This is a genomic window from Enterobacter sp. Taxon_2 (assembly GCF_058355295.1).
The window spans coordinates 1,840,457-1,864,683 of the sequence record NZ_CM178024.1; the positions used below are offsets into that span (position 1 = coordinate 1,840,457).

Genomic DNA, 24,227 nt, shown 5'->3' on the forward strand with positions numbered 1-24,227 from the left:
CGACCCTAAGGTCGGCTTTTTACTTTCAGCGTCGTTATTCGACAGACTGCGGACGCGTTGCCGGTGCAGTCGCCTGATGCGTTGCACTGTGACCGCCAGCAGCGCCTTTACCATCGAAGCTGAATGCCGGGCGTACCCAGTCACTGTGACGCGGAGCTTCTGGCACGTAATCCGGCGCCGGAGCGCGGGTCATCGGTGCTGTCGCCACGTGGGCAGCGGCTGGCGCAGAGACAACCGGTTCAGGTTTCACTTCAGGCGCTTTCGGTTCTTCAACAACCGGTTCAACCTCAACCTCAATCTCAACGTCCTGAACGACTTCTTCAGTGGTGGTTTCAACGATAGCTTCAGCGGTGTCTTCCACTGCGGCTACAGGTTCAGCTTCTTCAGCAACTTCCTCAGCCACCACGACATCTTCTTCAGCAATAAGCTGCGGTGCGGCATCAACCGGCGCGGCAATTACTTCCGGATGAGTGGTTTCGACTTCAACTGCCTGAGGTGCTTCCGTTTCAACAACCTGAGGTTCAACCACGGTTGCCGCTTCAGTCACAACGTCTTCTACCGCTGCCGCAGGTGCAATCACCTCTTCGGTTACAGGTTGCTCTTCAACAACCTGCTCCGGGCGAGCAACAGGGTAGCGGATCCAGACTTTGCCGGAAGCCATTTCTGGCGAAGCACAGGCAATGGTCAGCGGCATTGGCGACTGAGTTGGGTAACGCTCGTCACGATAGCGACGACGGCGCTGGCCGCTGACGCGCAGATGACGTGGGGAACGGCGTGAACGGCGCGGCATTCCGGCGTTATCACGGTTTTCACCGTTTTCATCCTGCTCAACGTTGTTTTCAACGACCGCTGGCAGATCAACTTTCGCCAGCTGCGTGCCGGTTGCGTTCTCGCGGGTTTCAACTGCGACAACGGTTGACTCTTCGGTTGCTTCTGAGGCGAAGCGGACTTTCTGAGCAAGCTGGCGCTGCTTACGGCGCGGCATAACCTGAGTACGTTCTTCCTGCTCGCCGTCCTGCTGTTCAACAGGCTCTTCGCGGTTCAGGTTTTTGACTTCCTGCTGTGCCTGACGCTTCTCGTCGTTACGGCGACGGTTGCGTTCACGGCGCGGCTGCTGGTCGTCACGCTGTTTGCTTTTCTCAGACTCATCGCCCGCCTGCTGGCGAATTTCACGATCTTCAACATTCTGCTGCTGTTTCTCGCGACGGTTGCGACGGTTGTCTTCGCGTTGCTCACGACCTTCGTTATTTTCAGAACGGTTGTCGCGGTTGTCACGACGCTCGCTGCGGTCATTACGATCGCTACGGTCGTTACGATCGCGGCGGTTGTTCTGACGCTTACGGCGGTCCTGCTGGCGTTCAGGCTTGGCCGCTTTTGGCTCTTCCTTCGGCTGTTCTGGCTGAGCTTCTTCTTCAGCAAACATCTTCTTCAGCGCGCCAAAGAAACGGCTCAGCAGACCCGGCTGCGCCGGCTGGGCTTTCGCTGCTGCTGGTTTCTGCGCTTCAGGTTTAGCCACAGGTTTTTCCAGGGCCGCTTCCGGTGGGGCTTCTGGCATGATAAAGGTCGCTAACGCAGGCTGCTCAGGCAGTTTGCGCTCGGCTGGCTCTTCATCGGAAGGCAGGGCCATCTCTTCTTCGTGCAGCTTCGGCAGCAGATAGCTGAGCGTGGACGTCTCTTCGCCTTTACGGACACGCAGCACGTGATAGTGCGGAGTTTCCATCTGGTCGTTTGGCACGATGATGCAGCGAACGCCACCCTGACGCGCTTCAATAGCACTTACCGCAGCACGTTTTTCGTTCAGCAGGTAGGAGGCAATTGGCACAGGAACAATCGCGTGCACCTCTTTGGTATTCTCTTTCAGCGCTTCTTCTTCAATCAGACGCAGAATAGAGAGGGACAGCGATTCGTTATCACGCACGGTACCGGTGCCGGAGCAGCGAGGGCAAACGTGATGGCTGGACTCACCCAGCGACGGGCTCAGACGCTGACGGGACATCTCCAGCAGGCCAAAGCGTGAGATATGGCTAATCTGGATACGCGCTCTGTCCTGACGCACCGCTTCGCGCAGACGGTTTTCTACCGCACGCTGGTGGCGAACAGGGGTCATGTCGATGAAGTCGATAACAATCAGACCACCCAGATCGCGCAGGCGGAGCTGGCGGGCGATTTCATCAGCGGCTTCAAGGTTGGTGTTGAAGGCGGTCTCTTCGATATCGCCGCCGCGAGTTGCACGCGCGGAGTTGATGTCGATAGCGGTCAGCGCTTCAGTGGTATCGATAACGATAGAACCGCCGGACGGCAGACGCACTTCACGCTGGAAGGCGGATTCAATCTGGGATTCGATCTGATAGTGGCTGAACAGCGGGATTTCACCGGTGTACAGTTTAATTTTGCTGGTGAAATCCGGACGACCCAGCGCGGCGATGTGCTGGCGCGCCAGTTCAAGCACTTTCGGGTTATCGATCAGAATCTCACCTATGTCCTGACGCAGATAGTCACGGAAGGCACGCACGATCACGTTGCTTTCCTGGTGGATCAGGAACGGAGCAGGGCGGCTTTCCGCTGCTTTCTGGATGGCTTCCCAGTGCTTCAGACGGAAGCTCAGGTCCCATTGCAGCGCTTCGGCTGATTTGCCCACGCCCGCGGTACGCACGATAAGACCCATGCCATCAGGCAGTTCGAGGCTTGCCAGCGCTTCTTTCAGCTCGGTACGGTCATCACCTTCGATACGGCGAGAGATGCCACCCGCACGCGGGTTGTTAGGCATCAACACCAGATAGCTCCCTGCCAGGCTGATAAAGGTGGTCAGTGCGGCACCTTTGTTGCCACGCTCTTCTTTATCAATCTGAACGATAACTTCCTGACCTTCACGCAGAACATCTTTGATGTTTGGTCGGCCATGGGCGTTGTAGTTTGCAGGGAAATATTCGCGGGCGATTTCTTTCAGAGGGAGGAAACCATGACGCTCAGCACCGTAATCGACAAATGCAGCTTCAAGGCTTGGTTCAATGCGGGTGATTTTACCTTTGTAAATGTTCGCTTTTTTCTGTTCGTGTCCAGGACTTTCGATATCCAGATCGTACAGGCGCTGCCCATCCACAAGGGCGACACGCAACTCTTCTTGCTGAGTTGCGTTGATTAACATTCTTTTCATCGTAACTTACTCGTTATTCTTACATTGACGACAAAGCTGCGGGCAAGGTGACGCTTTCCGGGGTATGAACCGATGGCCTCGTGTCTGTTCACGTCGCCAACCTCACGGTTGTCGCTCGCTTAAGAGGCGCAGAGTGTCGGTTGCCTGTATTTCATACGGAAACACAGCGCAATTATCAGGGGAATTGCCTGGGTAGAACTCTCCAGAGAACAATCCTTATACCGGGAAGTACTGCAACCCGCAGCCCGCTAACTGCCTGAAAGATCAATACGTCTTACGCCATTGCTGCGTGGATGATCGGTCAGACAAAATTGGTCATTCCGTCAACATCCTTACTTAACCAGGATTTAACACGGAAAACAGCCTCATTATTCCACTGCTCGCCGGGTTATAGCAAGATGACTTTTACCAATTATCACCCGGTTACTCACAGTTTCTTCACTTCAGAATGGCGATTGGTTTAATAACCACCAAATCGGTTGCGCGAAACGGGGAGCTGGCCGGATAAAAGTAAATATAAGCATAGAAAAATGAGTGGCGCTATTGGCTGACGATATTTAGAATCGCCACCCATGAAAACAGAGACTCCAGCCGTAAAAATGGTTGCCATCGCCGAAGACGACGCGGGGCAACGTATCGATAACTTTTTGCGCACCCAGCTGAAAGGTGTGCCAAAGAGTATGATTTATCGCATCCTGCGTAAGGGCGAGGTGCGGGTTAACAAAAAACGCGTGAAGCCCGAGTACAAACTCGAAGCCGGTGACGAAGTGCGTATTCCGCCGGTGCGCGTGGCAGAGCGTGAAGAAGAGACCGTTTCACCAAAACTGCAGAAAGTGGCTGCCCTGAGCGACGTCATCCTTTACGAAGATGACCACATTCTGGTGCTCAATAAACCGTCAGGAACGGCAGTCCATGGCGGTAGCGGTCTGAGCTTCGGCGTGATTGAAGGGCTGCGTGCCCTGCGTCCGGAAGCGCGCTTCCTTGAGCTGGTGCACCGTCTTGACCGCGACACTTCAGGCGTACTGCTGGTGGCGAAAAAGCGTTCCGCGCTGCGTTCGCTGCATGAACAGCTGCGTGAAAAAGGGATGCAGAAAGACTATCTGGCGCTGGTGCGCGGTCAGTGGCAGTCCCATGTAAAAGTGGTGCAGGCGCCGCTGCTGAAGAACATTCTGCAAAGCGGTGAACGCATTGTCCGCGTGAGCCAGGAAGGGAAACCGTCTGAGACGCGCTTTAAGGTTGAAGAGCGCTATGAGTTTGCCACGCTGGTGCGCTGCAGTCCGGTGACTGGTCGTACCCACCAGATCCGCGTGCATACGCAGTTTGCAGGGCACCCCATCGCCTTTGATGACCGCTATGGCGACCGCGAGTTTGATAAGCAGCTGGCGGGGACGGGACTGTCGCGTCTTTTCCTGCATGCGGCAGCACTGAAGTTTACCCATCCGAATACCGGTGAAGTCATCCGTATTGAAGCGCCGCTGGATGAGCAGTTGAAACGCTGTCTTAAAGTTCTGCGCGGCTAAGGTAAACGTAAAACGGCAACGAATGTTGCCGTTTTTAATGTTTGCTCCCTCTCCCCGTGGGAGAGGGCCGGGGTGAGGGCAGCAGGTCGCAGTGTAGTAGGCCCATGCAATCGCAGCGCCACCCGGCGAAGGTCACACCGTCAACGGATTACACTCTTCCCGTCTTAACATCTGACACAAGGCAATCAGCGGTAACCCCACCAACGTGTTGGGATCGCGACCGTCCAGCTTGTCAAACAGCGCAATCCCCAATCCTTCACTTTTAAAGCTCCCCGCACAGTTCAGCGGACGTTCCCGACGCACATAATCCACAATCTCTTGCTCGCTGAGATGGCGGAAGTGTACGTCGAACGGTTCACACTCCGTTTGCAGATGACCGGTGGCGGAGTTATAGAGCGCCAGGCCCGTATAAAAGGTCACGATAGTGCCTCGCGCGCGCAGAAGCTGCTGGCAGGCGTTCTCCTCCGTATGGGGCTTGCCGGTGATTTCGCCGTCCAGCACGCAAACCTGATCGGAGCCTATAATCAAATGCGAAGGATAGCGTGCGGCCAGCGACTGCGCTTTCTCTTTAGCAAGACGCGTTACCAGATGACGCGGTGACTCGCCCGGCTGTGGCGTCTCATCAACCTCTGGCGCGGCGCATTCAAACGGGATCCCGAGCTTTTCCAGCAGCATTCGGCGGTAGGGAGACGTGGAAGCAAGGACGAGATTTGGCATATTTTTATCACCAGATATAGCGTATCGATGCCAGCCATTTTAAACTACAGGCCGCAATGTGTGCGAATAATTGGCAAAAGGCAGCTCTGGTTGCCTTTTTCTTTGACTCTATGACGTTACAAAGTTAATATGCGCGCCCTATGCAAAAGGTAAAATTACCCCTGACTCTTGATCCGGTTCGTACGGCTCAAAAACGCCTCGATTATGAAGGTATCTATACTTCCGATCAGGCTGAGCGTATTGCCGAATCCGTAGTCAGTGTGGACAGTGATGTAGAATGCTCCATGTCGTTCGCTATCGACAACCAGCGTCTCGCCGTTTTAACCGGTGATGTAAAGGTGACGGTAACGCTCGAGTGTCAGCGTTGCGGGAAACCGTTTGTACAGCATGTTCACACAACGTATTGTTTCAGTCCGGTTCGTTCTGACGAACAGGCTGAAGCACTCCCGGAAGCGTATGAGCCGATTGAGGTTAACGAATTCGGTGAAATCGATCTTCTGGCTCTGGTTGAAGATGAAATCATCCTCACCTTGCCAGTGGTTCCGGTGCATGATTCTGAACACTGTGAAGTGTCCGAGGCGGACATGGTCTTTGGGGAACTGCCTGATGAAGCGCAAAAACCAAACCCATTTGCCGTATTAGCCAGCTTAAAGCGTAAGTAATTGAGGAGTAAGGTCCATGGCCGTACAACAGAATAAACCAACCCGTTCCAAACGTGGCATGCGTCGTTCCCATGACGCGCTGACTGCAGTTACCAGCCTGTCTGTAGACAAGACTTCTGGTGAGAAACACCTGCGTCACCACATCACCGCTGACGGTTTCTACCGCGGCCGCAAGGTTATCACTAAGTAATCACGCGCAAGCGTGATTAGGCTTAGTGAGGATTTCCCCGTGCAAACGGGGAATTTACCGAACCAGGCTGCGACGATACCTTGACACGTCTAACCCTGGCGTTAGATGTCATGGGGGGAGATTTTGGCCCTTCCGTGACAGTGCCTGCAGCATTGCAGGCACTGAATTCTAATTCGCAACTCACACTTCTTTTAGTCGGCAATCCCGACGCAATCACGCCATTACTCGCAAAAGCTGACTTTGAACAACGTTCGCGTCTGCAGATTATTCCTGCGCAGTCAGTTATTGCCAGTGATGCCCGACCTTCGCAGGCTATTCGCAATAGTCGTGGCAGCTCTATGCGGGTAGCGCTGGAGCTGGTGAAAGAAGGGCGAGCTCAGGCTTGCGTCAGCGCGGGGAATACCGGCGCGCTGATGGGGCTGTCGAAATTACTGCTCAAACCTATTGAAGGTATTGAGCGTCCGGCGCTGGTGACGGTGTTACCGCATCAGCAGAAGGGCAAGACGGTGGTGCTCGATTTGGGCGCTAACGTCGACTGTGATAGTACTATGCTGGCTCAGTTTGCCGTGATGGGATCGGTGCTGGCAGAAGAAGTCGTCGGGATCAACACTCCCCGTGTTGCGTTACTGAACATTGGTGAAGAAGAGACCAAAGGCCTGGACAGCATTCGCGAAGCGGCTGAATTGCTCAAACAGGTTCCCTCCATCAACTATATTGGTTATCTCGAAGCCAATGAGTTGTTGACGGGGAAAACGGATGTTCTGGTGTGCGATGGCTTCACCGGAAACGTAACGTTGAAGACCATGGAAGGGGTCGTGCGCATGTTTCTTTCTCTGCTGAAATCTCAGGGAGAAGGCAAAAAAAGCGCCTGGTGGCTGATTTTATTGAAGCGTTGGTTACAAAAGAGCCTGACGCGGCGATTCAGTCACCTCAACCCCGACCAGTATAATGGCGCCTGTCTGTTAGGATTGCGCGGCATCGTGATTAAGAGTCATGGCGCCGCCAATCAGCGAGCATTTGCTGTCGCGATTGAACAGGCAGTGCAGGCGGTGCAGCGACAAGTCCCTCAGCGGATTGCCGCTCGCCTGGAATCTGTATTAGCTAAAAGTGACTGAGCGTACATGTATACGAAGATTTTAGGTACCGGCAGCTACCTGCCAAAACAGGTGCGTACCAACGCCGATCTGGAAAAAATGGTAGATACGTCTGACGAGTGGATTGTCACGCGCACAGGTATCCGTGAACGTCGTATTGCCGCGCCAGACGAAACCGTGTCGACCATGGGTTACGAAGCCGCACAGCGTGCTATCGAAATGGCGGGCATTGATAAAGAACAGATTGGTTTGATCGTGGTCGCCACGACGTCTGCCACGCACGCTTTCCCAAGCGCGGCGTGCCAGGTGCAAAACATGCTCGGCATTAAAGGCTGTCCGGCGTTTGACGTCGCTGCCGCGTGCGCAGGTTTCACCTATGCGCTGAGCGTTGCCGATCAGTACGTGAAATCCGGTGCCGTTAAATATGCGCTGGTGATCGGTGCTGACGTGCTGGCACGTACCTGCGATCCTACCGATCGTGGAACGATCATTATTTTTGGTGATGGTGCGGGCGCGGTGCTGCTGGGGCAGTCCGAAGAGCCGGGTATCATCTCGACGCATCTGCATGCTGATGGCAGCTACGGCGAACTGTTGACCCTGCCTAACGCCGATCGCGTTAATCCGGACAACTCGATTTACCTGACAATGGCAGGGAACGAGGTGTTCAAGGTGGCGGTGACTGAGCTTGCGCACATCGTTGATGAAACGCTGGAAGCGAATAACCTTGAGCGCTCCGCGCTCGACTGGCTGGTGCCGCATCAGGCGAACCTGCGTATCATCAGCGCGACCGCGAAAAAGCTGGGCATGTCGATGGATAACGTTGTGGTGACGCTGGATCGTCATGGCAACACCTCTGCGGCGTCGGTACCGTGCGCATTTGATGAAGCGGTACGCGATGGACGAATCAAACGGGGCCAGCTGGTCTTGCTTGAAGCCTTCGGTGGCGGGTTCACCTGGGGTTCCGCGCTGGTTCGTTTCTAGGATAAGGAATAAAAAATGACGCAATTTGCTTTTGTGTTCCCGGGCCAGGGCTCTCAAACCGTTGGGATGTTGTCTGAAATGGCAGCAACCTATCCGGTCATTGAAGAGACTTTCCGTGAAGCTTCTGATGCACTGGGTTATGATTTATGGGCGCTGACCCAGCAGGGTCCGGCCGACGAGCTGAACAAAACCTGGCAGACCCAGCCCGCGCTGCTGACCGCGTCCGTTGCGCTGTGGCGTGTCTGGCAGCAGCAGGGCGGTAAAGCCCCCGCGCTGCTCGCGGGTCACAGCCTGGGCGAATACTCTGCGCTGGTGTGTGCCGGTGTGATCGCGTTTGCTGACGCGGTACGTCTGGTGGAACTGCGCGGCAAATTCATGCAGGAAGCGGTGCCGGAAGGCACGGGCGGTATGTCTGCCATCATCGGTCTGGATGACGCTGCAATTGCAAAAGCATGTGAAGAATCTGCTGAAGGCCAGGTGGTCTCTCCGGTTAACTTCAACTCGCCGGGCCAGGTGGTTATTGCCGGCCATAAAGAAGCGGTTGAACGTGCAGGTGCGGCCTGTAAAGCGGCGGGTGCTAAACGTGCGCTGCCGCTGCCGGTCAGCGTGCCGTCTCACTGTGCGCTGATGAAGCCTGCCGCCGAGAAACTGGCGGTTGAGCTGGAAAAAATTACGTTTAACGCACCGACGATTTCCGTTGTGAACAACGTCGATGTGAAATGCGAAACCACTCCAGAAGCTATCCGTGATGCACTGGTTCGCCAGCTCTACAGCCCGGTACAGTGGACCAAAACCGTTGAGTTTATGGCCTCTCAGGGCGTTGAGCATCTGTATGAAGTCGGCCCAGGGAAAGTCCTCACCGGTCTGACAAAACGTATTGTTGACACCCTGACAGCCTCGGCGATTAACGAGCCGGAAGCGATGTCAGCGGCACTCTCGCAATAAAAGAGGAATACCATGAGTTTTGAAGGAAAAATCGCCCTGGTCACTGGCGCAAGCCGCGGTATCGGGCGTGCAATTGCTGAAACACTGGTTGCGCGCGGCGCGAAGGTGATTGGTACAGCAACCAGCGAGAATGGCGCTCAGGCCATCAGCGAGTATCTGGGTGCAAACGGTAAAGGTCTGGTACTGAATGTGACTGAACCTGCATCTATCGAATCTGTTCTGGAAAATATTCGCGCAGAGTTTGGCGAAGTGGATATTCTGGTAAACAATGCCGGGATCACTCGCGATAACCTGTTAATGCGAATGAAAGACGACGAGTGGAACGATATCATCGAAACCAACCTGTCATCTGTATTCCGTCTGTCAAAAGCGGTAATGCGCGCTATGATGAAAAAGCGTCATGGTCGTATTATCACTGTCGGTTCTGTGGTTGGTACCATGGGAAATGCTGGTCAGGCTAACTACGCTGCGGCGAAAGCAGGTCTGATTGGTTTCAGTAAGTCGCTGGCGCGTGAAGTTGCGTCCCGCGGTATTACGGTAAACGTTGTTGCTCCGGGCTTTATTGAAACGGACATGACGCGTGCGCTGACTGATGAGCAGCGTGCGGGTACGCTGGCGGCAGTTCCGGCGGGTCGTCTTGGCGACCCTAAAGAAATCGCCAGTGCGGTTGCATTTTTAGCCTCTGACGAAGCGGGTTACATCACTGGTGAGACCCTCCACGTCAACGGCGGGATGTATATGGTTTAACCACGATGAAAAATATTTGCGTTATTAGGGCGAATGGCCTCAAAATAACGTAAAATCGTGGTACGAACTGCCGGGATTTAGTTGCAAATTTTTCAACATTTTATACACTACGAAAACCATCGCGAAAGCGAGTTTTGATAGGAAATTTAAGAGTATGAGCACTATCGAAGAACGCGTTAAGAAAATTATCGGCGAACAGCTGGGCGTTAAGCAGGAAGAAGTTGTGAACTCCGCTTCCTTCGTTGAAGACCTGGGCGCAGATTCTCTTGACACCGTTGAGCTGGTAATGGCTCTGGAAGAAGAGTTTGATACTGAGATTCCGGACGAAGAAGCTGAGAAGATCACCACCGTTCAGGCTGCCATTGATTACATCAACGGTCACCAGGCGTAAGTGAACATCTCCAGGCGGTCATTCGACCGCCTGAGTTTTATCTTTTTTAGTCCCACGAATCTCTTTTTTTATCCCTCCCTGGAGGACAAACGTGTCTAAGCGTCGTGTAGTTGTGACCGGACTTGGCATGTTGTCTCCTGTCGGCAATACCGTAGAGTCCACCTGGAAAGCTCTCCTTGCCGGTCAGAGCGGCATCAGCCTAATCGACCATTTCGATACTAGCGCCTATGCAACGAAATTTGCTGGCTTAGTAAAGGATTTTAACTGTGAAGAGATCATCTCGCGCAAAGAGCAGCGCAAGATGGATGCCTTCATTCAATATGGAATTGTCGCTGGCGTTCAGGCCATGCAGGATTCTGGCCTTGTGATTACGGAAGAGAACGCAACCCGTATCGGCGCCGCTATCGGCTCCGGGATTGGCGGTCTTGGCCTGATCGAGGAAAACCATACATCCCTGATGAATGGCGGCCCGCGTAAGATCAGTCCGTTCTTCGTTCCGTCCACGATTGTTAATATGGTGGCAGGTCACCTGACCATCATGTTCGGCCTGCGTGGGCCAAGCATTTCTATCGCCACCGCTTGTACGTCTGGCGTACATAACATCGGCCAGGCCGCGCGCATTATTGCGTACGGCGATGCAGATGCTATGGTTGCCGGCGGTGCTGAAAAAGCCAGTACTCCACTGGGTGTCGGCGGTTTCGGCGCGGCCCGTGCGCTTTCTACCCGCAACGATAATCCACAGGCGGCAAGCCGTCCGTGGGATAAAGACCGTGATGGCTTCGTGCTGGGTGACGGTGCGGGCATGATCGTACTGGAAGAGTACGAACACGCGAAAAAACGCGGAGCGAAAATTTATGCTGAAGTCGTTGGCTTTGGTATGAGCAGCGATGCTTACCACATGACGTCTCCTCCGGAGAACGGTGCAGGTGCTGCGCTGGCGATGGAAAACGCGATCCGTGATGCGGGTATTACCCCAGCACAAATTGGCTACGTGAACGCGCACGGCACCTCTACGCCAGCAGGCGATAAAGCTGAAGCTCAGGCGGTTAAGTCTATCTTCGGCGAATCTGCCAGCCGCGTAATGGTGAGCTCCACGAAGTCCATGACCGGTCACCTGCTGGGTGCGGCGGGTGCAGTAGAGTCAATCTACTCCATCCTTGCGCTGCGCGATCAGGCTGTTCCGCCAACCATCAACCTGGATAACCCGGATGAAGGTTGCGATCTGGACTTCGTTCCTCACGAAGCGCGTCAGGTTAGCGGTATGGAGTACACCCTGTGTAACTCCTTCGGCTTCGGCGGTACCAACGGTTCTCTGATCTTCAAAAAGATCTGATCCTGACGTCCCGATAGCTTTTAAAAAGGTCCGCTTGCCGGGCCTTTTTTATTAAGCCTAATCTTCTTGTCGGCTGCATGACATCCTGCCAGACTAAATGCCCACGCATAAGGAGCCACCATGTTTTTAATCAATGGCCTTGAGCAGGACACGCTGCCTGCCAGCGACAGGGCGATACAGTTCGGTGATGGTTGCTTTACGACGGCGCGCATTCTGGATGGCGATGTCTGCCTGCTGGAGGCGCACATTCGACGTCTGCAGCATGGCTGTGAAAAGTTAATGATTCCCTTTACGCACTGGGACATATTGCGCCAGGAAATGTGCCAGCTGGCAACCGGGAAGGACACCGGCGTACTCAAAGTCATCATCAGTCGCGGCAGTGGTGGCCGGGGCTACAGCGCCGCATCGTGTATCAACCCAACGCGTATTCTCTCCGTTTCTGCTTATCCTGCGCATTATTCTCGCTGGCGAGAGGACGGCGTCACGCTGACGCTGAGCCCGGTTCGACTGGGACGGAACCCGATGCTGGCCGGGCTTAAGCATCTCAATCGCCTCGAGCAGGTGCTCATTCGTACTCATCTTGAACAGACGGACGCCGATGAGGCGCTGGTTCTTGACAGCGAAGGGTTCATTACGGAATGCTGTGCGGCTAATTTACTCTGGCGGCAGGGGGGAGAGGTGTTCACTCCGTCGCTGGAACACGCTGGCGTAAATGGGTTAATGCGTCAGTTTTGTCTGCAACAGCTGGCACGCTCTGGCTTTCGCGTTGTCGAAGTTAGCGCAGGAGAAGCCGCGCTACAGACTGCCGATGAAGTCATCATCTGCAATGCGCTGATGCCTGTTGTACCCGTCCGTGCGTATGGCCAACAACGCTGGTCTTCGCGCGAGCTGTTTCAGTTTTTAGCCCCGATATGTGAGCAAACCAGATAGTCATGAAAAAAATGTTGCGCTTTGTCCTTATCCTCATCGTTGCGCTGGGCGTCGCTGGCGGAGCTGGCGTATGGAAAGTTCGCCAGCTGGCTGACAGCAAGATCCTGGTTAAAGACGAAACGATCTTTACCCTGAAAGCGGGAACCGGCCGCCTGGCGCTTGGGGAACAGCTCTATGGCGACAAGATTATCAATCGTCCACGGGTATTCCAGTGGTTATTGCGCGTGGAGCCTGAGCTGTCACATTTCAAAGCCGGTACCTATCGCTTTACGCCGGGAATGACCGTCAGAGAGATGCTGCAGCTGCTGGAAAGCGGCAAGGAAGCCCAGTTCCCCCTGCGATTTGTGGAAGGGATGCGCCTGAGCGATTACCTCAAACAGCTGCGCGATGCGCCTTATATTAAGCATACCCTGAAGGATGACAGCTATCAGACGGTGGCCGACGTGCTCAAGTTTGAGCATCCTGAGTGGGTGGAAGGTTGGTTCTGGCCGGATACCTGGATGTATACCGCAGGCACGACTGATGTGGCGATTCTTAAGCGGGCGCACAAAAAAATGGTCGCCGCCGTGGATGCCGCCTGGGAAGGGCGAATGGACGGGCTGCCGTATAAAGATCAAAACCAGTTTGTCACCATGGCCTCAATTATCGAGAAAGAGACCGCCGTTGCCGCCGAGCGCGATCGAGTGGCGTCAGTATTTATCAACCGTCTGCGCATCGGCATGCGTCTGCAAACCGACCCTACCGTTATCTACGGCATGGGCGAGAGCTATGCCGGCAAGATCTCAAGAAAAGATCTGGAGACGCCAACGGCGTATAATACCTACGTGATTAGCGGATTACCGCCAGGTCCGATTGCCACGCCGAGCGAAGCGTCGCTTAAAGCCGCCGCGCATCCGGCAAAAACACCGTATCTCTATTTTGTGGCTGATGGAAAAGGGGGACACACCTTTAACACCAACCTTGCCAGCCACAATCGCTCTGTTCAGGACTATCTGAAGGCACTTAAGGAAAAAAATGCGCAGTAAATACATTGTCATTGAGGGACTCGAAGGAGCGGGTAAAACTACCGCCCGCAACGTGGTGGTGGATACGCTAAAAGCGCTTGGCGTGGCGGACATGGTATTTACCCGCGAGCCGGGCGGCACGCAGCTGGCTGAAAAGCTGCGCAGCCTGGTGCTGGATATTAAATCCGTCGGCGACGAAGTTATCACTGACAAAGCCGAAGTGCTGATGTTCTACGCGGCGCGCGTTCAGCTGGTTGAGACGGTTATCAAACCTGCCCTGGCCGGCGGCAAGTGGGTGATCGGTGACCGTCACGATCTGTCGACTCAGGCGTATCAGGGCGGAGGACGTGGTATCGACCAGACCATGCTGGCTACGCTGCGTAATGCCGTACTGGGGGATTTTCGCCCCGACCTGACGCTCTATCTGGATGTGACTCCGGAAGTGGGCCTCAAGCGTGCCCGCGCGCGCGGTGAGCTGGACCGCATTGAACAAGAGTCGTTTGATTTCTTTAACCGCACCCGTGCGCGCTATCTTGAACTTGCCGCACAGGACAGCTCAATTTGTACCATCGATGCGACGCAGTCCCTGGACGACGTCACGCGTGACATTCAGCATACCATTACGCAGTGGGTGCAGGAGCAGCAGGCATGAAATGGTATCCATGGTTGCGCCCACACTTTGAACAGCTGATCGGCAGCTATCAGGCGGGTCGGGGGCATCATGCGTTACTGATTCAGGCATTGCCAGGGATGGGTGATGATGCGTTGATTTATGCCATCACCCGTTTTCTGATGTGTCAGCAGCCGGAAGGGCACAAGAGCTGTGGTAAATGCCGTGGCTGTCAGCTGATGCAGGCGGGCACGCATCCTGACTACTACACCCTTGAGCCTGAGAAGGGCAAAAGCGCGCTCGGCATCGATGCCGTGCGGGAAGTCAGTGAAAAATTGTACGAGCACGCGCGACTGGGCGGCGCTAAAGTGGTCTGGCTTAAAGACGCCACACAGCTTACCGAGGCGGCGGCTAATGCCCTGCTGAAAACCCTGGAAGAGCCGCCGGTTAAAACGTGGTTTTTCCTCTCGTGTCGTGACCCGGGACGATTACTGGCGACGCTGCGTAGCCGCTGTCGTCTTCATCACCTGGCGGTGCCCCAGGAATCGTGGGCGCTGAGCTGGCTTGAGCGTGAGGTGACAACGTCACCTGAGAGTGCGCTGACCGCCTTGCGCCTGAGCAGCGGCGCGCCCGCGGCGGCGCTGGCATTACTGCAGCCTGACGTCTGGTCAGAGCGAGAAACGCTCTGCCGGGCTGTTGAAACGGCACTGAATAACCACGACTGGCTAAGCGTATTGCCTGCGCTTAACAGCGATCGGGTCGTTGAGCGTCTGCACTGGCTGGCCTCGTTGCTGCTGGATGCACTCAAAACTCAGCAAGGGGCAACGCTTCTGACCAACCCGGATGCGTGGTCGCTGGTGAATACGCTGGCGAACCGCCTCTCAGGGACGATTCTTCATGCGATGCTTCATGAAATTTGCCAGAGCCGAGAACAGCTTTTAACCGTGACGGGCCTTAATCGCGAGCTTTTACTGACTGACCAGTTACTGCGTATCGAACATTACCTGCAACCCGGCGTCACACCGCCTGTTTCCCATCTCTGAGAGAGACATTATGTTTTTAGTCGACTCACACTGCCATCTTGATGGCCTGGATTATCAATCCCTGCATAAAAACGTGGATGACGTGCTGGCAAAAGCCGCTGCCCGCGATGTGAAATTCTGTCTTGCGGTGGCAACCACGCTGCCGGGCTACCGCTCCATGCGTGAGCTGGTGGGCGTTCGCGATAACGTGGTGTTCTCCTGCGGCGTGCATCCGCTGAATCAGGACGAGGCGTACGACGTTGAGGATCTGCGCCAACTGGCAGCAGAAGAGGGCGTGGTGGCGATGGGCGAGACCGGGCTGGACTACTTTTACACGCCGGAAACCAAACCGCGTCAGCAGGAGTCCTTCCGCAACCATATTCGCATTGGCCGGGAGCTGAACAAGCCGGTTATCGTCCACACCCGCGACGCGCGTGCGGATACCCTGGCGATCCTCCGGGAAGAAAACGTGACGGATTGCGGTGGCGTACTACACTGTTTCACAGAAGACAGAGAAACGGCGGGTAAGCTGCTTGATTTGGGGTTTTATATCTCGTTTTCGGGGATCGTGACGTTCCGTAACGCTGAGCAGCTGCGTGATGCTGCACGTTATGTTCCGCTCGATCGCATTCTGGTGGAGACCGACTCTCCGTATCTCGCACCGGTACCGCATCGCGGTAAAGAGAACCAGCCCGCTATGACGAGAGATGTGGCTGAATACATGGCCGTACTGAAGGGCGTCAGCATTGATGAGCTGGCCCGCGTGACGACGGAAAACTTCTCCACGCTGTTCCATATCGACCCCGCCCGCCTGCAATCTGTCTGATACACCTGTTTTTTTTAGGCTCGTAATTAATAAGTAAAGCGAGTAAAGTTCACCGCCTCATTTGGGGCGGTGAGGGTGTTTTTAGACACATCCGGACATGCTTTTTGTAAATAACTGAAAGTTTTTCGACCGCCTTAAGCTGAAACGTGATAGCCGTCAAACAAACTCAGAGGGAATTATTTTACTCTGTGTAATAAATAAAGGGCGCTTAGATGTCCTGTCCACGGCACGGTACTCCCCCCGGGCCAATGCGTGAAAGCGTAAAAAAAGCACAAATACTCAGGAGCACTCTCAATTATGTTTAAGAATGCATTTGCTAACCTGCAAAAGGTCGGTAAATCGCTGATGCTGCCAGTATCCGTACTGCCTATTGCAGGTATCCTGCTGGGTGTCGGTTCTGCTAACTTCAGCTGGCTGCCAGCCGTAGTCTCCCACGTGATGGCCGAAGCAGGCGGTTCTGTCTTTGCTAACATGCCGCTGATCTTCGCGATCGGTGTGGCTCTGGGCTTCACCAATAACGACGGCGTTTCTGCGCTGGCTGCAGTGGTTGCCTACGGCATCATGGTGAAAACCATGGCTGTGGTTGCGCCGCTGGTTCTGCATTTACCGGCAGAAGAGATCGCCGCGAAACACCTGGCGGACACCGGTGTTCTGGGCGGTATCATCTCCGGTGCGATTGCAGCGTATATGTTCAACCGCTTCTATCGCATCAAGCTGCCTGAGTATCTGGGCTTCTTCGCGGGCAAGCGTTTCGTTCCGATCATCTCTGGTCTGGCAGCGATTTTCACTGGCGTGATCCTGTCCTTCATCTGGCCACCAATCGGCTCCGCTATCCAGACCTTCTCTCAGTGGGCTGCTTACCAGAACCCGGTTGTGGCGTTTGGTATCTACGGCTTCATCGAGCGTTGCCTGGTGCCATTCGGTCTGCACCACATCTGGAACGTTCCATTCCAGATGCAGATTGGTGAATTCACCAACGCAGCAGGCCAGGTATTCCACGGCGATATCCCACGTTACATGGCGGGTGACCCAACTGCAGGTAAACTGTCTGGTGGCTTCCTGTTCAAAATGTACGGTCTGCCTGCAGCGGCGATTGCTATCTGGCACTCTGCGAAGCCAGAGAACCGTGCAAAAGTGGGCGGTATCATGATCTCCGCAGCGCTGACCTCGTTCCTGACCGGTATCACCGAGCCGATCGAGTTCTCCTTCATGTTCGTTGCGCCGATCCTGTACGTTATCCACGCGATTCTGGCGGGCCTGGCGTTCCCAATCTGTATTCTGCTGGGTATGCGTGACGGTACGTCCTTCTCTCACGGCCTGATCGACTTCATCGTTCTGTCCGGTAACAGCAGCAAACTGTGGCTGTTCCCAATCGTCGGTGCGTGCTACGCAGTTGTGTACTACACCATCTTCCGCGTGCTGATTAAAGCACTGGACCTGAAAACCCCAGGCCGTGAAGATGCGACAGAAGACAGCAAAGCTGGCGCGACCAGCGAAATGGCTCCTGCACTGGTTGCTGCGTTCGGTGGTAAAGAGAACATCACTAACCTGGACGCGTGCATCACTCGTCTGCGTGTGAGCGTTGCCGACGTCGCGAAAGTAGACCAGCCGGGTCTGAAAAAACTGGGCGCAGCGGGCGTAGTTGTTGCAGGTTCTGGTGTACAGGCAATCTTCGGTACCAAATCCGATAACCTGAAAACCGAAATGGATGAGTACATCCGCAGCAACTAAGTTGTGACCTGGGGAGACTAAGGCAGCCGAATGGCTGCCTTTTTTATTTGTGTCGTAAAAAACGCCACTGAGACGCGCAAGCGGTCACTCTTCACTCAGCTGATGAACATTCAGGAAAGAAATCGAGGGAGGAGGTTGAAAGGACAGGAGAAACTCGCTCATACTCTTGAATTGTGTCACACACCGATCCCGGGAGTGTGTTTACAGCGGACGCATTGCGCCAGATTAAACAAAAAAGGAAAAGGTCATGGCTGAAGAAACGATTTTCAGTAAAATTATCCGCCGCGAAATTCCGTCGGATATCGTCTATCAGGATGAACTGGTGACGGCTTTCCGGGACATTTCCCCTCAGGCCCCGACGCACATCCTTATCATTCCCAATATTCTGATTCCGACTGTAAACGACGTAAAAACCGAGCATGAAGTGGCGTTAGGTCGTATGCTGACGGTGGCCGCGAAAATCGCTGAACAGGAAGGGATTGCAGAAGACGGTTACCGTCTGATCATGAACTGCAACCGTCATGGTGGCCAGGAAGTGTATCATATTCACATGCATCTGCTGGGTGGACGTCCTCTGGGGCCGATGCTGGCACATAAAGGTCTTTGACATGCGTAAAGGGCGTATTGCAGCGCTGGTAGTGACGATGATGATTGTGGGGTGCAGCACGCGCCCGGCGATCCCCGTGAACGATGAACAGACGCTGGTCATGGAATCCTCCGTGCTTGCCGCGGGCATCACGGCGCAACAGCCCGCGCTGACCATCAGTGAAATCAACTCATCTGCCTCCTCTACGCTCTTTAATGAAAGACACGAACCCGTGACGGTCCACTACCGTTTTTTCTGGTATGACGTAAGAGGTCTCGAAATGCATCCGCTGGAGGCGCCGCGCAGCGTCACCATTCCGGCCAGGTCGTCGGTAACGCTCTATGGCAGCGCCAACTATCTGGGTGCGCATAAGGTGAGACTTTATCTTTATCTCTGAGGGGTGAACCTTGATTAAAAACTTGAGCCGCTATGCGCTCGTGACAGCTTTCGCGCTGTTCCTGGCGGGGTGTGTGACCCGAACTGAACAGCCTGCGCCTGTGGAAGAGGCGAAACCGGGCACAGAACAGCCAACACAGCCAACGCAGCCGCAGCCAACCGTGCCGTCCGTACCGTCTATACCGGCGCAGCCTGGCCCGATTGAGCATCCGGACCAGACGTCGCAGCCCACGCCGCGCGTGCGCCATTACGACTGGAACGGCGCAATGCAGCCCATGGTCGGCAAAATGCTGCAGGCACAGGGCGTGACGGCAGGTAGCGTGTTGCTGGTTGATAGCGTGAACAACCGTACCAACGGTTCGCTGAACGCGGGCGAAGCGACTGAAACGCTGCGCAACGCCCTGGCAAACAACGGTAAGTTTACGCTGGTCTCGGCTCAGCAGCTCGCGGTAGCCAAACAGCAGCTGGGCCTGTCGCCGCAGGATAGCCTTGGCACACGCAGCAAGGCGATCGGCATTGCCCGTAACGTTGGCGCACAGTATGTGCTTTACTCTAACGCCACCGGTAACGTGAATACCCCAGCCCTGCAGATGCAGCTGATGCTGGTTCAGACAGGCGAAATTATCTGGTCAGGTAAAGGTGCGGTTACGCAACAATGACAGCACGCGTGAAGAGATTCTGACGCGCTATTTTCCTCAATACCGCCTTATCGCGCCGCAGGCCCACTCCGGGCTTGGCGGCGCGAGTTGCATTATAGCGCAGGGCGAACACCGTCTGGTCTTGCGGCAGAATCACGATCCCTACGCGCCTGCCTCCCATTTTCGTCGTCAGTTTCGTGCCCTGAGACGTCTTCCGTCAGATCTCGTGCCAGCCCCCCGTTTTTTCAGACAGGGCTGGATGGCCGTCGACTATCTGGACGGTGACGTTAAAAGCGCGTTACCGGACACGCCGGCGCTCGCGGCGATGCTGTATCATCTGCACCGGCAGCCACGTCTGGGATGGCGAATCACGTTATACCCGCTGCTGGAACGCTACTGGCAGCAGGCCGAGCCTGGCAGACGCACCCCAATGTGGCTGGCACATCTCAAGCGGCTGCGTAAAACGGGCGAGCCGCAGCCGATTCGGCTCGCGCCGCTGCACATGGATGTTCATGCCGGGAATATTGTTCATACGCCAGCGGGCATCAGGCTTATCGACTGGGAGTATACCGGAGATGGCGATGTGGCGCTGGAGCTGGCGGCAGTCTGGACGGAGAGTGACGCCGCGCGGCAAATACTCATCAGGGACTACGCCCAGGTGGCACATATTGACCCCGAGGCGCTGAGGCGTCAGGTCAGATGCTGGCGACCCTGGGTCGTCATGTTAATGGCTGGCTGGTTTGAAATGCGCTATCGGCAGTCCAGAGACAAACACTTTATTGCGCTGGCAGACGATGCCTGGCGTCAGTTACAAACGAAAGGATAAGAGAGGTGGATGTGGGTCCAGTCATGTTGGATGTAGAAGGGTTTGAGCTGGATGCGGAGGAGCGTGAAATTCTGGCGCATCCGCTGGTGGGTGGCCTGATCCTGTTTACCCGCAACTATCACGATCCGGCGCAGCTGCGTGAGCTGGTGCGTCAGATCCGCGCCGCGTCGCGCAATCATCTGGTGGTCGCCGTCGATCAGGAAGGCGGCCGCGTGCAGCGTTTTCGCGAAGGGTTTACCCGCCTGCCGGCTGCCCAGTCTTTTGCCGCGCTGTTAGGCACGGAAGAGGGGGGGAAACTGGCGCAGGAGGCCGGCTGGCTGATGGCCAGCGAAATGATCGCCATGGATATCGACATCAGTTTTGCCCCGGTTCTGGACGTGGGGCATATCAGCGCCGCCATTGGCGAGCGTTCATACCATGAAGATCCGCGTATTGCGCTGGCCATGGCGACCCGGTTTATCGACGGTATGCACGATGCCGGAATGAAAACCACCGGGAAACACTTCCCGGGTCACGGCGCAGTGACGGCGGACTCACACAAAGAGACCCCGCGCGATCCGCGCCCGGAAGCGGAAATTCGCGCCAAAGATATGTCGGTGTTCAGGTCGCTGATCACCGACAACAAGCTGGATGCCATTATGCCTGCGCACGTGATTTACAGCGACGTTGATCCGCGCCCTGCCAGCGGCTCTCCGCACTGGCTGAAAACCGTTCTGCGTCAGGAGCTGGGGTTCAATGGCGTGATCTTCTCTGACGACTTATCGATGGAAGGGGCGGCGATTATGGGCAGCTACGCTGAACGCGGTCAGGCGTCGCTGGATGCAGGTTGCGATATGATCCTGGTCTGCAATAATCGTAAAGGTGCCGTGAGCGTGCTGGATAACCTGTCGCCGATCAATGCAGAGCGTGTTACACAATTGTATCATAAAGGTTCATTTAGCCGTCAGGAGCTGATGGATTCGGCGCGCTGGAAGACGGTCAACGCCCGGCTTGAAGACCTGAATGAGCTCTGGCAGGCACATAAAGCCAGCCTGTAAACCCTCCCGGAAGGCGTAGCGTGGTGAGAAGACGATGATCATCTATTTACACGGTTTTGACTCAAACAGTCCTGGTAATCATGAGAAGGTGCTGCAGCTGCAGTTTATCGATCCGGATGTACGGTTGATCAGCTACAGCACGCGCCATCCGAAGCATGATATGCAGCATCTGCTCAAAGAGGTGGACAAGATGTTGCAGCTCAACGTCGACGATCGCCCGCTGATTTGCGGCGTGGGGCTGGGTGGCTACTGGGCGGAGCGGATTGGCTTCCTGTGCGACATTCGCCAGGTGGTGTTCAATCCTAACCTGTTCCCGAACGAGAACATGGAAGGCAAAATTGACCGCCCGGAAGAGTATGTCGATATTGCGACCAAGTGCGTCAGCAATTTTCGTGAGAAAAACCGCGACCGCTGCCTGGTGATCCTTTCACGTAATGATGAAGCGCTCAACAGCCATCGGGCAGCAGAACTGCTGCATCATTACTATGAGATCGTCTGGGACGAAGAACAGACCCACAAGTTCAAGAACATCTCCCCGCATCTGCAGCGTATCAAAGCGTTTAAAACGCTGGGTTAATCCCTTATCCGCAGGCATCAAAGCCCGGCCGCGAAAGCGTACCGGGCTTTCTTTTTGACCAGAATTGTCTACTTTTAAGCCATCAAAACTTGATGCATATCAATTTTGGTATGACCAATGCGCCTGACGTGGTATTCTCAATGCACCTGAATGGTTTCAGTGCTGTAACTTGTTGTTAATTAAGGGTTATTTTTATAACTTTTAATTAACAATTGGTTAATAATTTGAGGGGGTCACGTTGACTACGCCATTGAAAAAGATAGTGATTGTAGGCGGTGGTGCTGGCGGGCTGGAGCTGGCTACACAGCTGGGCAAGAAGCTGGGTCGCGGTAAAAAAGCCAAAATTACGCTGGTGGATCGTAACCACAGCCACCTGTGGAAACCGCTGCTGCACGAAGTGGCGACCGGTTCTCTGGACGAGGGCGTAGACGCGCTCAGCTATCTGGCGCACGCGCGCAACCACCATTTCCAGTTCCAGCTGGGCTCGGTGGTGGACATCAACCGTGAAAGCAAAACCATCACCCTGGCAGAGTTGCGCGATGAAAAAGGGGAGCTGCTGGTTCCTGAGCGCAAGCTGCCGTACGACACGCTGGTCATGGCGCTGGGCAGTACCTCCAACGACTTCAACACGCCGGGCGTGAAAGAGCACTGTATCTTCCTCGATAACCCGCACCAGGCGCGTCGTTTCCATCAGGAAATGCTGAACCTGTTCCTGAAGTACACCAGCAATATGGGTGCGAACGGTAAGGTGAATATCGCCATTGTCGGCGGTGGTGCGACGGGCGTTGAGCTGTCTGCGGAGCTGCACAATGCAGTGAAACAGCTGCACAGCTACGGTTACAAAGGGTTAACTAACGAAGCGCTGAACGTCACGCTGGTTGAAGCCGGTGAACGCATCCTGCCTGCGCTGCCTCCGCGAATTTCCGGTGCGGCACACAATGAGCTCACCAAGCTGGGCGTGCGGGTGTTGACGCAGACCATGGTGACCAGCGCCGACGAAGGCGGCCTGCACACCAAAGACGGCGAGTATATCAAAGCGGATCTGATGGTCTGGGCGGCAGGTATCAAAGCGCCTGACTTTATGAAAGAGATCGGCGGTCTGGAAACGAACCGTATTAACCAGCTGGTCACCGAGCCAACGCTGCAAACCACGCGCGACCCTGACATCTTTGCTATCGGTGACTGTGCCTCCTGCGCGCGTCCTGAAGGTGGATTCGTGCCGCCGCGCGCGCAGGCCGCTCACCAGATGGCAAGCCTGGTGCTGCACAACATTCTGGCGCAGTACAAAGGCAAGCCAATGAAAGCCTATGTCTATAAAGACCATGGTTCACTGGTGTCGCTGTCAAACTTCTCTACCGTCGGCAGCCTGATGGGCAACCTGATGCGCGGCTCAATGATGGTCGAAGGGCGCATTGCCCGCTTCGTGTATATCTCCCTGTACCGCATGCACCAGATTGCGCTGCACGGCTACTTCAAAACCGGGCTGATGATGCTGGTGGGCAGAATCAACCGCGTGATCCGTCCGCGTCTGAAGCTGCACTAATCTTTCACTCCCTCCGGGTCCTCCGGAGGGAGTTTTTAGCATTTCATGCTGTAGATCACAGTTTGAGTGCTTAAGAGTTCTCCTAAATACAATATATCTCCTCTCAACGCCCCTTTTTTGATCCTTTATCTTATTGGCGAAGCGATGCCTCCATTGCAAAATTGTTACCAATAGCAACAAAGGAGGAAGTCCCGTGAATAAATCAATGTTGGCGGGTATAGGGATTGGCGTCGCGGCTGCGTTAGGTGTGGCTGCCGTTGCCAGTCTCAACGTATTAGATCGCGGCCCGCAGTATGCGCAGGTGGTTTCTGCTACACCGATTAAAGAAACGGTAAAAACGCCTCGTCAGGAGTGCCGTAACGTCTCCGTGACGCACCGTCGTCCGGTGCAGGATGAAAACCGCATTGCCGGTTCTGTTCTGGGCGCGGTAGCGGGTGGCGTGATTGGTCACCAGTTCGGCGGCGGCCGGGGTAAAGATGTGGCGACCGTGGTCGGCGCGCTGGGTGGCGGCTATGCCGGTAACCAGGTACAGGGCGCGATGCAGGATAACGATACTTACACCACGACTCAGCAACGCTGCAAAACCGTCTATGACAAGTCGGAAAAAATGCTGGGCTATGACGTGACGTACAAAATTGGCGATCAGCAGGGCAAAATCCGCATGGATAAAGACCCGGGCACGCAAATTCCACTGGATGGAAATGGCCAGTTGGTTCTGAATAACAAAGTGTAAAAAAGATGTTCTCTGAATTTAGCTCCTCATGCGC

25 protein-coding genes are annotated in these 24,227 nt (G+C 55.0%); 23 read left to right on the forward strand and 2 right to left on the reverse strand.

The window, feature by feature from the left end:
* Positions 1-34 precede the first annotated feature (34 nt).
* The gene (rne, locus tag AC4IC4_RS08660) at positions 35-3,154 is read right to left on the reverse strand and encodes a ribonuclease E (protein WP_491472554.1); all 3,120 of its coding nucleotides are present in this window, start codon (positions 3,152-3,154) and stop codon (positions 35-37) included.
* Between the two features lie 572 nt (positions 3,155-3,726).
* On the opposite strand from rne, the gene rluC reads away from it, so the two are divergent.
* Complete coding sequence (gene rluC, locus AC4IC4_RS08665) at positions 3,727-4,674, forward strand: 23S rRNA pseudouridine(955/2504/2580) synthase RluC (protein WP_024909023.1); 948 nt, start codon at positions 3,727-3,729, stop codon at positions 4,672-4,674.
* Between the two features lie 132 nt (positions 4,675-4,806).
* On the opposite strand, the gene AC4IC4_RS08670 is transcribed toward rluC, so the two are convergent.
* Positions 4,807-5,391, reverse strand: coding sequence for a Maf family protein (locus tag AC4IC4_RS08670; RefSeq protein ID WP_024909024.1), 585 nt, complete (start codon positions 5,389-5,391; stop codon positions 4,807-4,809).
* Between the two features lie 140 nt (positions 5,392-5,531).
* On the opposite strand from AC4IC4_RS08670, the gene yceD reads away from it, so the two are divergent.
* From yceD to AC4IC4_RS08780, 22 genes are all read left to right on the forward strand, one after another.
* On the forward strand, positions 5,532-6,053 hold the full coding sequence (gene yceD / locus AC4IC4_RS08675) for a 23S rRNA accumulation protein YceD (protein WP_491472555.1): 522 nt from the start codon (positions 5,532-5,534) through the stop codon (positions 6,051-6,053).
* A 16-nt stretch (positions 6,054-6,069) separates the two neighbouring features.
* Entirely contained in the window at positions 6,070-6,243 is a 174-nt protein-coding gene (rpmF, locus tag AC4IC4_RS08680; RefSeq protein ID WP_003857964.1) for a 50S ribosomal protein L32, read from the forward strand.
* 80 nt (positions 6,244-6,323) lie between these two features.
* Positions 6,324-7,358: a phosphate acyltransferase PlsX gene (gene plsX, locus AC4IC4_RS08685; RefSeq protein ID WP_024909025.1), complete on the forward strand. Its 1,035-nt coding sequence runs from the start codon at positions 6,324-6,326 to the stop codon at positions 7,356-7,358.
* A gap of 6 nt (positions 7,359-7,364) precedes the next feature.
* Positions 7,365-8,318: a beta-ketoacyl-ACP synthase III gene (locus AC4IC4_RS08690; protein ID WP_008500797.1), complete on the forward strand. Its 954-nt coding sequence runs from the start codon at positions 7,365-7,367 to the stop codon at positions 8,316-8,318.
* Positions 8,319-8,333: 15 nt separating this feature from the next.
* Positions 8,334-9,263 carry an ACP S-malonyltransferase gene (fabD, locus tag AC4IC4_RS08695; protein ID WP_032650852.1) on the forward strand — a complete coding sequence of 310 codons (930 nt, stop codon included), beginning with the start codon at positions 8,334-8,336 and terminating at the stop codon, positions 9,261-9,263.
* A gap of 12 nt (positions 9,264-9,275) precedes the next feature.
* Positions 9,276-10,010 (forward strand): 3-oxoacyl-ACP reductase FabG, encoded by a 735-nt coding sequence (gene fabG / locus AC4IC4_RS08700; RefSeq protein ID WP_008500795.1) that lies wholly within the window; start codon positions 9,276-9,278, stop codon positions 10,008-10,010.
* A 154-nt stretch (positions 10,011-10,164) separates the two neighbouring features.
* Positions 10,165-10,401, forward strand: coding sequence for an acyl carrier protein (acpP, locus tag AC4IC4_RS08705; protein WP_003857954.1), 237 nt, complete (start codon positions 10,165-10,167; stop codon positions 10,399-10,401).
* 91 nt (positions 10,402-10,492) lie between these two features.
* Positions 10,493-11,734 (forward strand): beta-ketoacyl-ACP synthase II, encoded by a 1,242-nt coding sequence (fabF, locus tag AC4IC4_RS08710; protein WP_032638623.1) that lies wholly within the window; start codon positions 10,493-10,495, stop codon positions 11,732-11,734.
* A 120-nt stretch (positions 11,735-11,854) separates the two neighbouring features.
* The gene (gene pabC / locus AC4IC4_RS08715) at positions 11,855-12,664 is read left to right on the forward strand and encodes an aminodeoxychorismate lyase (RefSeq protein WP_248163987.1); all 810 of its coding nucleotides are present in this window, start codon (positions 11,855-11,857) and stop codon (positions 12,662-12,664) included.
* A gap of 2 nt (positions 12,665-12,666) precedes the next feature.
* Entirely contained in the window at positions 12,667-13,689 is a 1,023-nt protein-coding gene (yceG, locus tag AC4IC4_RS08720) for a cell division protein YceG (protein ID WP_491472556.1), read from the forward strand.
* Positions 13,679-14,320: a dTMP kinase gene (gene tmk, locus AC4IC4_RS08725; protein ID WP_024909031.1), complete on the forward strand. Its 642-nt coding sequence runs from the start codon at positions 13,679-13,681 to the stop codon at positions 14,318-14,320. The genes yceG and tmk overlap by 11 nt, the downstream gene beginning before the upstream one ends.
* Positions 14,317-15,321 carry a DNA polymerase III subunit delta' gene (gene holB, locus AC4IC4_RS08730; protein ID WP_248272240.1) on the forward strand — a complete coding sequence of 335 codons (1,005 nt, stop codon included), beginning with the start codon at positions 14,317-14,319 and terminating at the stop codon, positions 15,319-15,321. The genes tmk and holB overlap by 4 nt, the downstream gene beginning before the upstream one ends.
* A 10-nt stretch (positions 15,322-15,331) precedes the next feature.
* Positions 15,332-16,126 (forward strand): metal-dependent hydrolase, encoded by a 795-nt coding sequence (locus AC4IC4_RS08735; RefSeq protein ID WP_032650858.1) that lies wholly within the window; start codon positions 15,332-15,334, stop codon positions 16,124-16,126.
* 297 nt (positions 16,127-16,423) lie between these two features.
* Positions 16,424-17,857: a PTS glucose transporter subunit IIBC gene (gene ptsG / locus AC4IC4_RS08740; protein WP_023311158.1), complete on the forward strand. Its 1,434-nt coding sequence runs from the start codon at positions 16,424-16,426 to the stop codon at positions 17,855-17,857.
* Between the two features lie 247 nt (positions 17,858-18,104).
* Entirely contained in the window at positions 18,105-18,464 is a 360-nt protein-coding gene (gene hinT / locus AC4IC4_RS08745; RefSeq protein ID WP_006809243.1) for a purine nucleoside phosphoramidase, read from the forward strand.
* A gap of 1 nt (position 18,465) precedes the next feature.
* Entirely contained in the window at positions 18,466-18,840 is a 375-nt protein-coding gene (locus tag AC4IC4_RS08750) for a YcfL family putative periplasmic lipoprotein (RefSeq protein WP_024909034.1), read from the forward strand.
* A 10-nt stretch (positions 18,841-18,850) separates the two neighbouring features.
* Positions 18,851-19,498, forward strand: coding sequence for a penicillin-binding protein activator LpoB (gene lpoB / locus AC4IC4_RS08755; protein ID WP_045326975.1), 648 nt, complete (start codon positions 18,851-18,853; stop codon positions 19,496-19,498).
* Positions 19,479-20,303 (forward strand): thiamine kinase, encoded by an 825-nt coding sequence (gene thiK / locus AC4IC4_RS08760; RefSeq protein WP_491472557.1) that lies wholly within the window; start codon positions 19,479-19,481, stop codon positions 20,301-20,303. Before lpoB ends, thiK begins: the two co-directional genes overlap by 20 nt.
* A gap of 11 nt (positions 20,304-20,314) precedes the next feature.
* Positions 20,315-21,340, forward strand: coding sequence for a beta-N-acetylhexosaminidase (nagZ, locus tag AC4IC4_RS08765; RefSeq protein WP_491472806.1), 1,026 nt, complete (start codon positions 20,315-20,317; stop codon positions 21,338-21,340).
* Between the two features lie 34 nt (positions 21,341-21,374).
* Positions 21,375-21,917 (forward strand): alpha/beta hydrolase YcfP, encoded by a 543-nt coding sequence (ycfP, locus tag AC4IC4_RS08770; RefSeq protein ID WP_008500781.1) that lies wholly within the window; start codon positions 21,375-21,377, stop codon positions 21,915-21,917.
* Between the two features lie 238 nt (positions 21,918-22,155).
* Positions 22,156-23,460 (forward strand): NAD(P)/FAD-dependent oxidoreductase, encoded by a 1,305-nt coding sequence (locus AC4IC4_RS08775; protein ID WP_061715538.1) that lies wholly within the window; start codon positions 22,156-22,158, stop codon positions 23,458-23,460.
* 193 nt (positions 23,461-23,653) lie between these two features.
* Positions 23,654-24,193, forward strand: a complete 540-nt coding sequence (locus AC4IC4_RS08780) for a glycine zipper 2TM domain-containing protein (protein WP_008500779.1) — start codon at positions 23,654-23,656, stop codon at positions 24,191-24,193.
* Positions 24,194-24,227 lie beyond the last annotated feature (34 nt).